We start from the raw sequence: 13,043 nt of genomic DNA, 5'->3' as shown, positions 1-13,043 counted from the left end.
CTTCACCCCAACGGACGCCGCAGCTGCCCGAACTCGTAGTTCGCGGGCGGCTCCGCTCCCATGAGATGGCGCACGAAGTAGTCCCAGCGCTTGCGCATCATGTAGGGCTCGTTGCCGAATCCGTGACCCCGGTTCGGGAACAGCACCAGGTCGAAGTCCTTGTTCGCGGCGATGAGCGCATCCACCACAAGCATGGTGTTCGAGTGCGGCACGTTGGTGTCCATCGTGCCGTGGGCGATGAGCAGCTTGCCTTGCAGATTCCCCGCCACCAACTGGTTCGCCTGGTTGTCGTAGTTGGTGGTGCCGTCGTCGTATTCCTCGAGCAGCCCCTGCCACTTCTCGCCCCAGTCGTCCTCGTAGTTGCGGTTGTCGTGGTTTCCGGCCTGTGACACCGCCACCTTGTAGAACTCCGGATAGCGCAGGATGCCGGCCGTGGACGCGAAGCCGCCCCCGGAGTGCCCGAAGATTCCGACCCGGTCGATGTCCATCCACTCGTGCCGCTCGGCGAGCTGCTGGATTCCGGTGATCTGATCGGGGAGGCCGTTGTCGCCCATGTTGCCGTAGTACGCCTCGTGGAAACTCCGAGAGCGCATGGGCGTGCCCATGGCGTCGAGCTCCACCACCACGAATCCCAGCTCCGCGATCGCCTGCAGATCCCGGTGCGCGGCGCGGAAACTGCGGCTCCCGACGCTGCCGCTCTGCGGCCCGGGGTAGAGGTAGTTGACGATCGGGTATTCCATCGAAGGATCGAAGTTGGAGGGGCGGAACATGAGCCCGTAGAGATCGGTGACGCCGTCGCGCGCCTTCACTTCGAAGGGGATGGGGGGCTGCCAGCCGGCTGCCTGCAGGGCGGAAACGTCGGCCCGTTCGAGCTCCACCACGACCTCCCCGCTCATGTCGCGCACGACGCTCACAGGCGGGGTCACGGGCGTCGACCAGCTGTCGACGAAGTACTCGCCGTCGGGGGAGCGCGAGATGGTGTGGTCGGCGCTGTCCGGGGTGAGCAGCCGCACGTCGCCGCCGTCCAGCCCGATCTGGTAGAGGTAGCGGAAATAGGGATCCCCGTCCTCGCGCTCGTTGCCGATAAAGAGCACGGTGCGCGCGTCGGTATCGATCTCAAGCACTTCCAGGACGTTCCACTCCCCGGAGGTGATCTGCCGCTTCACGTCGCCCGATTCCAGGTCGTACAGGTAGAGATGGCTCCAGTTGTCGCGCCGGGAAAACCAGATGACCTCGCCGCTCTCCTCCAGGACGCGCCAGTTGTGCGACCCGTCTCCGGACTCGAAGAAGGTCTCCACCCGCTCCTCCAGGACATCCCGAACCTCGCCGGTGCCGGCGTCGGCGATGCGCAGCGTGGCCACCTTGTGGTCGCGGGAACTCGACACGAAGGCGACCTGGGTGGCGTCGTCGCTCCATTCTACGTCCGCGAAGGTGCCTCCACAGGCGACATGGTCGCACACCGTGGAGCGGTGCTGGTCCGGGGGCATGTCGAAGCGCACCAGGCGTGAGTCGGCGGGCGCGTCCAGGTCCAGCACCACCCGGTGGATGCGGAAGATGACCGAGTCCTCGGGCAGGGGATAGCGCCAGGCGTCCAGCTCGGGATGGCCCACTTGGGTGTTCACCATGTACATCATGCCCACGCCGCGCGCGTCGTGCTGGAAGGTGGCGATCTTGCGTCCGTCGGGAGACCAGCGCAGGACCGGCCGGGGGCTCCGCACCCAGCCCGCGTTGTTGGTCGCGTAGCCGAAGTCCTCTTCGCCGTCGAAGGTCAGCTGCGTCTCCTCCCCGGTGTCGGTCCCGCGCACCCACAGGTTGTGGTCGCGGATGAACGCCTCGCGCCCCTGATCGGGCGAGACGACGCCGGCGGAGCGGCGGAAGGCCGCCTCGAAGCCCATGGAGATCGCCATGTAGTTGGCCCGGCGCTGTTCCGGAGAGCCCTCCAGTTCCTCGCAGCGGTAGCCGATCGTGCTGCAGCGGAAGGCGCGCCCCTCCTCGCTGAAATCGTCCCCTTCGGGCGCGAAGAGCACCACCGCCGCCCCGGGGATGAACTGCCCACCCGGCAGGCCCGCCGCCGTCGCGCCCGCGCCCGCCACTCCCGAGAGCGCGTTCGCCATCCGCGCGTGGTCGAAAGCGGGTTGGCGGGTGCCCGCACCGGGATCGACCATCACGTACTCGCTGCCCTGCGGGGTCTGGTTCCGGTACCAGAAGCGTCCGTCCGGCATCCACTCGGGATCGACCGCGCCGTTGAACACCAGCGGGTTCATGTTCGCTCCGAGGTGGCGCTCGGCCCGGGCATAGTCCTCGGCCGTCAGCGCGCGCGGCGCCTCCTGCGCAATACCGGAGATCGGAGCCAGAGCAAGAAGGAAAGGAGCCAGAATCAGGAACAGACTCGACATCCCGAGTTGTGTCGGATGCACTCTTGGCGGCCGCATGGCCTTCCTCCGATGCGGGGAAATGGTTTGCTTGAGGAAGATGGCCCGACGGCGTCCCGCCGGGCAACGACTTTGCGGTCCCGGATCCCTTGACCCGGAAGGGCGCTGATGGGACACTTCAGAGCCATCCTTCGACCTTGGGTTGAGAGCGATTCTTCGGCCTGAGGTTGCCGCCCTGCCCCTCCCTGCCGCCATCTGCGGGAGTTGACGCCATGTCCGCCGATACCGCCTCCATCGACGCCTCCCCCCGGCCCATCTCCAACTATGTCGCGGGCCGGTGGACGGCACCGTCGGGCACCGGGTCGCTGCCGGTAACCAATCCCACCACCGGTGAGCCGCTGGGACGGGTGCCGCTTTCCACGGGAGCGGACGTGGACACCGCCGTGGCCGCGGCCACGGCTGCGTTCCCGGCATGGCGCCGCACCCCTCCGGTCGAGCGGGCGCGAGTGTTCTTCCGCCTGAAGCATCTCCTCGAAGAGCACAAGGAGTCGCTGGCCCGCTCCCTGGTCATCGAACACGGGAAGAACCTGGACGAGTGCAGGGGCGAGCTGCAGCGGGGCATCGAGAACGTCGAACACGCCTGCGGCATCCCCACGCTGATGATGGGCGACGTGCTCGAGGACGTGGCCCCGGGCATCGACTGCGAGGCCATCCGGCAGCCGCTGGGCGTCTTCGCCGTGGTCTCCCCGTACAACTTCCCCGTGATGATCCCGCTCTGGTTCTGGCCGTACGCCGTGGCCGCGGGCAACACGGTGGTGCTCAAGCCCAGCGAGCAGGATCCGATCACACACCAGCGGGTGGTCGACCTGGCCGAGCAGGCCGGGCTGCCCCCCGGCGTCCTCAACGTCGTGCACGGGGACCGTGAGGCCGTGACCGCCCTGCTCGAGCATCCCGGCATCGCCGGGGTCTCCTTCGTGGGATCGAGCGAGGTGGCGCGCATCCTGTACCGGAAGGCCGGCGCGGCCGGCAAGCGCGTGCAGGCGCTCGGCGGGGCCAAGAACCACATGATCGTGCTCCCGGACGCGGACTACGACCTGGTGGCGGACGCGGTGGTGTCGTCGATCTTCGGCTCGGCGGGGCAGCGCTGCCTGGCGGGCAGCGTCGTGGTGGGGGTGGCCGACGCCTACGCGAACATCCGCGAGCGGATTCTCGACCGCTCGGCGTCGCTGCGCGTGGGCAACGGGCTCGAGGACGGGGTGGACATGGGGCCGGTGATCTCCGCCCGCCACCGCGACCGGGTGATGGGCTACATCGACAGCGGCGTGAAGGACGGCGCCTCGCTGGTGATGGACGGGCGCGGCGCGCGGGTGCCCGGTTACCCCGACGGCAACTGGGTCGGCCCGACCATCTTCGAGGACGTGCATCCCGACATGGCCATCGGCAAGGACGAGATATTCGGGCCGGTGATGGGGATGTCCAAGGCCGATTCCGTGGAGGACGCCATCGAGCTCATGCACCGGAGCGAGTACGGCAACGCCACCTCGATCTTCACGACGAGCGGGCGCGCGGCGCGCGAGTTCCGCTACCACGCCGGCATCAGCATGATCGGCGTCAACATCGGCGTGGCGGCGCCGATGGCCTTCTTCCCCTTCGGCGGGTCGCGCGGCTCCTTCTTCGGCGACCTCAAGGCCCAGGGCCGCGACTCCGTCGAGTTCTTCACCGACAAGCGCGTGGTGATCACGCGGTGGTAACGCGGGAACTGATCGAGCGCCAGCGCGCCTCCATCTTCCCCTGCGTAAAGCCGTTGTACGACGAGCCCCTAGTGCTCGTGGAGGCAGAGGGCGTGCGGGCCACGGGCGCCGATGGGCGTGAATACCTCGACCTGTTCGCCGGCATCCTCACCACCTCGATCGGGCACTGTCATCCGCGGGTCGTCGAGGCCGTGCAGGACCAGGTCGCGCGCCTGGGCCACACCTCGAACCTCTATGTGACGGAGCCCTACGTGGCCGCGGCCGAGCGGCTCACCGGTCTCGCCCCCGCCGGCCTCGACCAGGTCATGTTCACCAACAGCGGCACCGAGGCCATCGAGACCGCGGTCATGCTGGCCCAGATGCATACCCGGCGCAGCGAGATCATCGGCCTGCGGCTCGGCTATTCCGGGCGCAGCACGCTGGCGACGAGCCTGACCGGCCAGGCCCAGTGGAAGCCGCTTCCCGCGATGGCCCCGATCCGGCACGCCATCGCGCCGTATCCCTACCGGCATGCCGACGGCGACAACGTCGACCGCTACATCGACGAGCTGGTCGAGGTCATCGAGACGACGACCACCGGGCGGCCCGCCGCCCTCCTCGCCGAGACCATCCAGGGGGTGGGAGGCTACATCGTACCGCCGCCGGGATACCACAAGCGCGCGGCCGAGGTGATCCGCGCGTACGGAGGCGTGTTCATCTGCGACGAAGTCCAGGCCGGGCTGGGGCGCACCGGCAACCGCTGGTTCGGCATCGAGCACTGGGAGGTCGAGCCGGACATCATGGTGGTCGCAAAGGGGGTGGCGAACGGCTTCCCCGTGGGCGGCACGCTGGCCCGCGAGGAGATCGCTGCGGCCTGGACGGGCCTCACCTTCTCCACCTACGGGGGCAGCCCGGTGTCCATGGTGGCCGCGCGGGCGACCATGGACGTGATGGTCGAGGAAAACACCCCCGCCCGCTCCGCCGCGCGTGGACGCCAGATGCGCGAAGGGCTGGAAGCGCTCCAGCGCGACTACCCGTGGATCGGCGACGTGCGCGGAATGGGGCTCATGATCGCCCTGGAGCTGGTGGAAGATCCGGGCACCAAGAAGCGCAGCGCCAGGCTCGGCAAGGCGCTTCTGGAGGCCGCGCGCGAGGAGGGCGTGCTCATCGGCCTCGGGGGCATGGGGGGGCACGTAATCCGCATAGGCCCATCCATGCTGATCACCCGGCAGGAGGTGGCGGAAGGGATGGAGCGGCTGGGCCGGGCCTGCGCGCGGGTGGAGGCGGGGAGACAGGCCGACTGATCAGCCCGCTCCCGCGCCGCTCCCCGCATCGACGCGGACCACCCCCTCCTCCACCACGAGCTCCTGAACGCCCTCCGCCTCCTCGAACAGGAAGGGCCAGCGGCCCGAGGCTCCGTCCGCCAGCCGCACGCGGTGTATGCCGTCCAGCGAGAGTGGTCTGCCCGGCTGAGCGACGGCGGGACCCGTCGCCTCGTACATCCAGACCGCGCCGCCTCGCGCCGAGGACACCCGGTAGCTGTCGTCCTCGATCTCCAGCGCGGCCCCCTCGTCGATCCCGATCCCGACGAACGAACCCGAGCGGTGCTGAGCCAGCAGGCGCCCGAGGAACGCGAGCAGCCGCCCCTCGCGGGAGCGTTCCGTGAAGTGGGAGTCCACGATCATGTTGCGAAGCTCGGGCTGGGGCATGTTGGATGGCCCGACGCTGACCGCGACGTCCGCCGGGTCCGCCAGGGCCTCGGCCGATGTGACGGTACCGTGCCGGGCATCGAATGCGGCCTCGCCCATCGAAACCGCCCCCGCACTTGTTCCGCCCATGGCCGCGCCGCGACGCCACGCTTCCCTGATGGCGACGTGGACCGGATGCGGCCATCGCCCCAGATAGTCCCACTGGCTTCCGCCCGCGAGCCATATCGCTTCCGCTCTGTCGAGGCGGCAAAGGACGCTCGGGTGGTCCGCCAGCGGTGGCGTGTCGGTGCGGATCGTGACCACCGAGGCCGGGCGCGGGCTGGGACTCAACTCGGCCGAGAAGTAGTCCGGATAGCTGGTCAGCGATCCGGTCGCGCGCAACACGACGACATCGCCCCCGGCGGCCGCCTCGACGAAACGGCGCGCGGCGCCGTCCTCCTCCGGGCCGCCTCCCATGAGCACGAGCCGGCGGACGGGAGACGCGGTGGCATCGCTGCCGCCCGCGAAGCCCCCGATGGTTGTGCCTGCGCCGGAGTCGGGGCAGCCCTCCAGGGGACCCTCCACCGAGGTGGCCGGCGCGGGATCGGCGCATCCGGCGATGGCCAGCGCCGCGGCCAGACTGACGAGCACCGTCGCGATTCTCATGAAGGATGGATCTGCCAGAAGGGTCCATCCAGACCCGCCTCCCCCAGGAGGGCCTGCTTCGACGCCGCCGAAGAGGGACGCCAGTGGTCGCTGAGCCTGCCCGCATACCACCCGCGGCTCAACTCTCCCAGCGTCTCGACCGGTACCGTCGCGCCGAGGTCGACGCCCCGCCTCGCCGCCCACCGGGCCGCATCCGCTTCCGACCGGAAGGCAACGATGTTGCGTCAGGTGAAGCCGATGTCGTCCCAGAAACGCCGGGCCGGCACGGGGAAGCGAACCACGGCGCCATCGGCGGGTTCGACACGCCCGTCGGCAACCGACAGGTCGATGGGAGCACCGGACTGGGGGCAGGCGGTCGGTGTCCGTCCGTCGACATCGAGGAGCAGCGGGATCGCGAGTGCGTCCCAGGCGCAGTTGGCCCAATAGTCGGTCCCGGCGGCATGCACGCGGAAGGGCGTGTCGACGGCGGAAAAGGGATGGGCCATCCGCACGTCGCCCGCCTCGTCCAGAACCAGAACGTGAGATTCTGCGAGCAGAGCCAGCGCCCGGTCCACTTCGCCAGCTCCCGCTCCGAGTCCCTCGCCCAGTTCCGCACGGCTGGGGACGAGCCCCGAATCGCGAATGCGCCGATACAGATGGCCGCGCAAGCGCCACGGGAGTCCACTCTCCCGGCCTTTTTCCACGCCTTACCCCCTCAATGATGCCTGCCAGCACCTGCCTCCATCGCCACCCGGGCACCATGGCGAGCCGCCAATGGAACGTCCAGCCCCGCTCGAACCCGTTGCAGCCCATCCATGCCGTGGCTAGGCTCTTTCCGGGCAGGCGATCGGCTCAGAACAAGCTGGACGTGAGAGGAGGTCGGACACGATCATGACTCAGCCATGGCGACGATGCCTTGCGGCAGCCGTACTCATGCTGTCCGGCGCGGCATGCGGCGACGATGAGCCGACCGGACCCCTTCCCGATGTGGCGGGCACCTACACCGGATCGTTCATCGTCCAGTTCCTGCTGAACCAGCAGGGCATACAGGGATCGATGGAGGTCGTCGTCGCACAGGCCGGGGAGAGCGTGACGATTACCGGGGAGATCCGGGCTGCCGGCGGCACGGCCGAGATTCCCTCCGTCACAGGAACACTGGACGCCACCGGATTCCTCGAGTTGACCGGTGGAGGCTTCTCCGCCTCGGTCAACGAGGAGTTCTGCGGTCCCACCAGAACGCTCAGTTCGACCGTCAGGTTCTTCGCGAGAAGCGCGGAGGTTTCCGAGCATGCCGACACCGACTTCTGCGGGCGCGTAATCCTGTCGGGCTCGCTGACCCGTCTATAACCAGGGAGAACACACCATGAACCCGACGCGACGGGACTTCCTGCGCACAGCCGGCGTCGCCGGGGCCGGACTGGGACTCGGGCTGGGCATCCCCGGAATCGGCCTCGCCTCCAGCAGCGGTAGCCGCAGGCGTCGAGCCGGCACCGCATCCGGCCCGCGGCCCCAGCAGGCGCCCACGCCCAAGAGGCTCCTCATCCTGGGCGGCACCGGCTTCATCGGGCCGCACATGGTTCGCTACGCGGTGGAGCGCGGACACGAGGTGACCATCTTCACGCGAGGCCGGGCGCAGGCGGACCTGCCCGACGTGGAGCATCTCATCGGCGACCGCGCCGGGGACCTCGGGGCCCTCGAGGGGCGCAGCTGGGACGTCGTGCTCGACAACAACACCCAGAACTACCGCTGGGCGCAGTTGAGCACCGAACTGCTGCGGGACGCCGTCGAGCAGTACATCTTCGTCTCCTCGATTTCGGCCTATATCAGTCCCGGGCTCGCGTACGAGCACAAGGACCGCGTCCTCTACGAGCATATCATCAACGAGGACTCGGAGCGCTTCACGCCTCCCGACGGCTGGCAGGACGGGGACGACGCCCACTACGGGCTCATGAAGGCGCTGAGCGAGGACATCGCCCACGCCGCCTTCCCGGGGCGCGCCACCATCGTGCGTCCCGGCCTGATCGTGGGACCGGGCGACCGGACCGACCGCTTCACTTACTGGCCGCTGCGGATCTTCGAGGGCGGCGAGGTGCTCGCCCCCGGCAACCCCGAGCACGCCAACCAGATCATCGACCAGCGCGACATCACCGAATGGATCGTGCGCCTGGCCGAGAACGGGGTCGCCGGCGACTTCAACGCCACCGGCCCGGCCGCCCGCATGTCGATGGCCGAGATGCTCTACGGCATTCGCGCGGCCACCTCGACCCCGGTCGAGTTCACCTGGGTCCCCGAGGACTTCCTGGAGGCCCAGGGGGTGAGGCCCTTCGGCGATCTGCCGGCGTGGGCGCCCGGAGCCGACCTGATGTACGTGGACATCGACCGCGCACTCGCGGCCGGCCTCACCTTCCGTCCGCTGGCCGAGACCAGCCGCGACACCGTGGACTGGGATGGGACGCGGCCCGAGGACGAGCGCCTCAACCGGCGCGCCGGGATAAGCCGCGCGCGGGAGCGGGAGGTTCTGGATGCGTGGAGGGCGGCTGGCGCGTAACGGGGTCCTTAACAGAGCGCCCGCTCGTCGCTGGCCACCTGATCCAGCCGTTGGGCGCGCGCGCTGTCCCCGAGCGCCAGAGCCGCGATGATCCCCCGCCGGGCCAGGGCCGGCCCGAAGCACCTGGCCTCGAGCTGATCCACGAACGCGTCCACCTGCGCCCGGTATTCGCCGGGGCGCCAGGCCTCGGCCCAGATCCCGAGCGGCTCCATGAGTTCGGCTACCCTTGGGGCATAGAGGTCGGCGAGTTCCTGCGATTCGTGGGACAGCAACTCGATGGCCCAGGTGGCGTCGTAGTGATTCGACAGGAGAAGCGCCACGGAGTAGAACTCGGCGCTCGCACAGTCCTGCGGCACGCAGGTCGCAACCACCACCACCGACAGCGCATCCGGCTGCGCGGTGGCGAGGAGGTTGATCCCGATGCGGCGTCCGAGCGACTCCTGAAACGCCGCTTCCAGCACGCGATTGGCAGTTGGATCGTCGAAGGCGAGGACGACGTCGATGCCCGCCAGATGCTCGAAGCCCATCTCCGGCCCCTGGGCATGCGCGACGCGCGCCACACCCATGGCGAAGCCGCACAGGAGAAGGAACCCTGAAACGAGTGCGGACAACGACGAAGCGCACCTCGTCGACCTGGAATCGCAGTTCATCGATTGTTCCTGTTTGCGTGGACCCGGCTTCGTCCCGAAGCTAGTAGCCTGCGCGCGTTCCGGCACCGCGTCCAGCCGCAACACTTCCCCTGGAGAAACCCATGCGCCCCATCCGTATCTCCGGATTCACCCGGCGCCCCGGCGTCGCCATCGCCACATTCGGCTTCCTGGCCTTCATCAGCGCGTGCGCGGATGGGCCCGCCGCGAGCTTCGAGGAGCTGGCCCGGGGGCAGCTGCCCCAGATCGACGGGCGTATCGAAGTTCCGGGACTCGAAGCCGAAGTCGAGGTCCTGCGCGATCCCTGGGGGATCCCCCACATCTACGCCTCGGGCATCGACGACCTGTTCTTCGCGCAGGGCTTCGTCCAGGCGCAGGACCGCCTCTGGCAGATGGAGATGTACCGGAGGGCCGGCGAGGGGCGGCTGAGCGAGCTGCTGGGCGCGGAGGCGCTGCAGCATGACCGCGTCGCGCGCCTGCTCATGTTCCGGGGTCCGTTCGACGACGCCGAGTTCACCACCTACCACCCGGAGGGCCGGCGCATCCTGGAGGCTTTCGCCTCGGGGATCAACGCGTACATCGACCATGCGACGGCGGCCGGGGAGCTGCCCGTGGAGTTCCTGCTCACGGGTCTGGAGCCCGAATACTGGAGCGCCGAGACGCCTTTGCTGCGCATGCAGACGGCGATGCCGGTGGCGGATGTGCGGCGGGAGCTGCAGTTGGCGCTGCGCGTGGCCGATCTGGGCGCGGAGGAAGCCAACCGGCAGGCGAATCCGACCCCGTGGCGGGAGCTGGCCGTCCCCGACGGCGTCGACATGTCGCTGATCTCGGGCGAAGTGCTGGCGGGCGTCACCGGGTTCCGCAACGCGATGAGCAGCCCGCCGCTGGCGGCGCCCTACGACGGCTGGACCGGGTCGGAGATGGCGCTCAACCTGGGGGCGCGCGAAACCTCCCCCGGGAGCAACAACTGGGCGATTCACGGGAGCCACACGGCGAGCGGCCATGCGATCGTGGCCAACGACCCGCATCGCGGGGTGACGAACCCGTCGCTCCGCTACGTGGTGCATCTGGACGCGCCCGGGTGGACCACAATCGGCTCGACCGAGCCGGTGCTGCCCGGCGTGGCCATCGGGCACAACGGACGCATCGCCTGGGGCCTCACCATCGTCGGCACCGACCAGTCCGACGTGTACGTCGAGCAGGTGAACCCGGACAACCCGAAGCAGGTGCGCTGGGGCGACGGCTGGGAGGAAGTGCGGACCATCACCGAAACCGTCCAGGTCAGGGACGGCGAGCCCGTGACCCTGGAACTCGAGTTCTCGCGGCACGGCCCGATCTTCCATCGGGATCCCGGGAACAACCTCGCCTACGCCATGCGCTCGACCATGCACGAACCGGGAACCACGGGATACCTGGCAGGTCTGCGGCTCAACGTGGTCTCCGACTGCAGCGCGTTTCTGGAGGAGATGCGCTACTGGCTGGCACCGACGGAGAACATGATCTGCGGCGACGCGGACGGGAACATCGCCTGGCAGGCCGCCGCGCTCTCGCCGAGCCGCCCCAACTGGCACGGGCGGCTGCCGGTGCCCGGGACCGGGGAATACGAATGGGATGGCTTCCGCGATGATCTGCCCACCGAGTACAACCCGGAGCGCGGCTGGGTGGGGACGGCCAACCACGACATCCACCCGCCGGGCTACGACCCGCCGCTCTTTTTCAAGACCGCCGGCCCCTTCGCCCGCTTCGCGCGCGTGCAGGAGGTGTTGAACGCGGGCAGCGACTTCACGCTCGACGACTCGCGGGTGCTCCAGCAGGACGCGTACTCGGCGTCGGGCGCGGCCCACGCGGCCCTCTTCGGGGGATGGACGGCGAGCGACGCGGCAGTGGAGACATACCGGGCCGAACTCGCGGCCTGGAACGGCGTCTTCGACCGCGACAGCCGGGCGGCCGCGATCTACCGCCGCATCGACGGGGACGTGCTCGACCGGGCGGCGGGCGATGGGGGCGGGGATTCAGCAGCCGCGCTGGAGGCGGCCTTAGCCGCCGCCCTGGACCGCATCGCACTCGACCAGGGCGACGACCCCGCCCAGTGGCGCTGGGGTCGCGACCACACGAACGAGTTCCCGCACGCCCTGGTGACGGCCTACGACCTGCCGTCGGCGGAGCGCTCCGGGGGCGCGGGCACGGTGGCGGCGACGGGGGCCACCTACCGGCACATCGTCGACTTCGCCGACCTGGACGGGTCGCTGTTCACCAACGCGCCGGGACAGTCTGGCCGGCCGGGAAGCCCCTACTACGGCAACCTCACCGATGACTGGGCCAACCGGGAGTACTTCCCGATGCTCTTCTCGCGCGAAGCCGTGGAGGCGCAGGCGGAGAATCGGCTGGTGCTGGCTCCGGGAGGGTCGTAAACCAGATAGTTTCCAGCAGATGTCAGTGTAGTTGTCAGTAGATGTCAGGGCCGGGGCAAAGCGCGTCAGTCCCGTCCCATCCAGTCGATGTCGGACAGATGGGCCAGCGCGAGCTGGAGCGCGTGGGTTCCCCTGTGTCCCTTCCCCTGCGCGCGAAGGGCGTTATACAGCTGGTGCGCCAGCGCCAGTCCCGGAAGCGCCAGCTTCATGCGGCCTGCCTCGGCGAGCGCGATCTCCATGTCCTTGACGAAGTGCTCGACGAAGAATCCGGGGTCGAAATCGTTGGCGATCACGCGCGGGCCGTAGTTGGAGAGCGACCAGCTTCCGGCGGCCCCGGGAGCCACCGACTGCATCACCGTCTCAAGATCCAGCCCTGACCGGTAGGCGTAGAGCAGCCCCTCGCACATCCCGATCATCAGCGGGCCGATCAGCACCTGGTTCACCATCTTGGCGTGCTGGCCCGCCCCCGGTCCTCCCTGGCGCACGATGGCCTTCCCCATCGCCCGCCAGCACGGATCCAGCGCCTCCACCACGTCCTCGTCGCCGCCGATCATGATCGACAGGCGGCCCTCGCGGGCCCCGATGTCGCCTCCCGACACGGGGGCGTCCACGCTGGCCACCCCCTTCGCGCGCGCGGCCTCGTAGATCTCGACCGCGAGCGAGGGCTCGCTGGTGGTCATGTCCACGAGCACGTTTCCGGGCTCGCACCCCGCGAGGGCGCCGTCCTCGCCCAGGATCACCTCGCGCACGTCGCGCGGGAAGCCGACGATGCTGAAGATCACGTCGCTCCGCTCGGCTACCGCGCGCGGGCTGTCGGCCCATGACGCGCCCTTCTCAAGCACCGAAGCGGCCGTCGCCCGAGTCCTGGTGAAGACGGTCGCGTCGAACCCGTGGTCCATGACGTGCGCGCACATGCTGCGGCCCATGACGCCCAGCCCGATCCAGCCGATGCGGGTCCTGCCTGGTTGAATGTCGAGATCAGCCATGTCTTCGGTCTCTGCC

10 protein-coding genes are annotated in these 13,043 nt (G+C 69.2%); 5 read left to right on the top strand and 5 right to left on the bottom strand.

The window, feature by feature from the left end; genetic code table 11:
• Positions 1-2 precede the first annotated feature (2 nt).
• A complete protein-coding gene (locus OXU32_08935; protein ID MDE0074073.1) occupies positions 3-2,432 on the bottom strand; it encodes a DPP IV N-terminal domain-containing protein in 2,430 nt (809 codons plus the stop codon).
• A 212-nt stretch (positions 2,433-2,644) separates the two neighbouring features.
• Here OXU32_08935 and OXU32_08930 point away from each other — a divergent pair, with 212 nt between their 5' ends.
• Positions 2,645-4,123, top strand: a complete 1,479-nt coding sequence (locus OXU32_08930) for a CoA-acylating methylmalonate-semialdehyde dehydrogenase (GenBank protein MDE0074072.1) — start codon at positions 2,645-2,647, stop codon at positions 4,121-4,123.
• On the top strand, positions 4,117-5,406 hold the full coding sequence (locus tag OXU32_08925; protein ID MDE0074071.1) for an aspartate aminotransferase family protein: 1,290 nt from the start codon (positions 4,117-4,119) through the stop codon (positions 5,404-5,406). Before OXU32_08930 ends, OXU32_08925 begins: the two co-directional genes overlap by 7 nt.
• Here OXU32_08925 and OXU32_08920 read toward each other — a convergent pair whose 3' ends face one another.
• Both OXU32_08920 and merB read right to left on the bottom strand, forming a co-directional pair.
• Positions 5,407-6,456: a Type 1 glutamine amidotransferase-like domain-containing protein gene (locus OXU32_08920; GenBank protein MDE0074070.1), complete on the bottom strand. Its 1,050-nt coding sequence runs from the start codon at positions 6,454-6,456 to the stop codon at positions 5,407-5,409.
• A 224-nt stretch (positions 6,457-6,680) separates the two neighbouring features.
• Positions 6,681-7,103, bottom strand: a complete 423-nt coding sequence (merB, locus tag OXU32_08915) for an organomercurial lyase (protein MDE0074069.1) — start codon at positions 7,101-7,103, stop codon at positions 6,681-6,683.
• Positions 7,104-7,368: 265 nt separating this feature from the next.
• On the opposite strand from merB, the gene OXU32_08910 reads away from it, so the two are divergent.
• Positions 7,369-7,782, top strand: a complete 414-nt coding sequence (locus OXU32_08910; protein MDE0074068.1) for a hypothetical protein — start codon at positions 7,369-7,371, stop codon at positions 7,780-7,782.
• Positions 7,783-7,798: 16 nt separating this feature from the next.
• Complete coding sequence (locus OXU32_08905) at positions 7,799-8,983, top strand: NAD-dependent epimerase/dehydratase family protein (protein MDE0074067.1); 1,185 nt, start codon at positions 7,799-7,801, stop codon at positions 8,981-8,983.
• Positions 8,984-8,991: 8 nt separating this feature from the next.
• On the opposite strand, the gene OXU32_08900 is transcribed toward OXU32_08905, so the two are convergent.
• On the bottom strand, positions 8,992-9,594 hold the full coding sequence (locus OXU32_08900; GenBank protein MDE0074066.1) for a hypothetical protein: 603 nt from the start codon (positions 9,592-9,594) through the stop codon (positions 8,992-8,994).
• Positions 9,595-9,734: 140 nt separating this feature from the next.
• On the opposite strand from OXU32_08900, the gene OXU32_08895 reads away from it, so the two are divergent.
• Complete coding sequence (locus tag OXU32_08895) at positions 9,735-12,041, top strand: penicillin acylase family protein (GenBank protein ID MDE0074065.1); 2,307 nt, start codon at positions 9,735-9,737, stop codon at positions 12,039-12,041.
• Between the two features lie 65 nt (positions 12,042-12,106).
• Here OXU32_08895 and OXU32_08890 read toward each other — a convergent pair whose 3' ends face one another.
• On the bottom strand, positions 12,107-13,027 hold the full coding sequence (locus OXU32_08890; GenBank protein MDE0074064.1) for an NAD(P)-dependent oxidoreductase: 921 nt from the start codon (positions 13,025-13,027) through the stop codon (positions 12,107-12,109).
• Positions 13,028-13,043 lie beyond the last annotated feature (16 nt).

Source organism: Gammaproteobacteria bacterium (assembly GCA_028819075.1).
In the GTDB taxonomy this organism is placed as follows: Bacteria; Gemmatimonadota; Gemmatimonadetes; order Longimicrobiales; family Gaopeijiaceae; genus BD2-11.
Note: the sequence above shows the minus strand (reverse complement) of the source record. Positions and strands in the feature narration are given on the sequence as shown.

Bases quoted from the DNA above. Each gene is read 5' to 3' on its own strand.
- OXU32_08935 (MDE0074073.1), bottom strand. From the start codon at position 2,432: ATGCGGCCGCCAAGAGTGCATCCGACACAACTCGGGATGTCGAGTCTG.
- OXU32_08930 (MDE0074072.1), top strand. From the start codon at position 2,645: ATGTCCGCCGATACCGCCTCCATCGACGCCTCCCCCCGGCCCATCTCC.
- OXU32_08920 (MDE0074070.1), bottom strand. From the start codon at position 6,456: ATGAGAATCGCGACGGTGCTCGTCAGTCTGGCCGCGGCGCTGGCCATC.
- OXU32_08910 (MDE0074068.1), top strand. From the start codon at position 7,369: ATGCTGTCCGGCGCGGCATGCGGCGACGATGAGCCGACCGGACCCCTT.
- OXU32_08905 (MDE0074067.1), top strand. From the start codon at position 7,799: ATGAACCCGACGCGACGGGACTTCCTGCGCACAGCCGGCGTCGCCGGG.
- OXU32_08895 (MDE0074065.1), top strand. From the start codon at position 9,735: ATGCGCCCCATCCGTATCTCCGGATTCACCCGGCGCCCCGGCGTCGCC.
- OXU32_08890 (MDE0074064.1), bottom strand. From the start codon at position 13,027: ATGGCTGATCTCGACATTCAACCAGGCAGGACCCGCATCGGCTGGATC.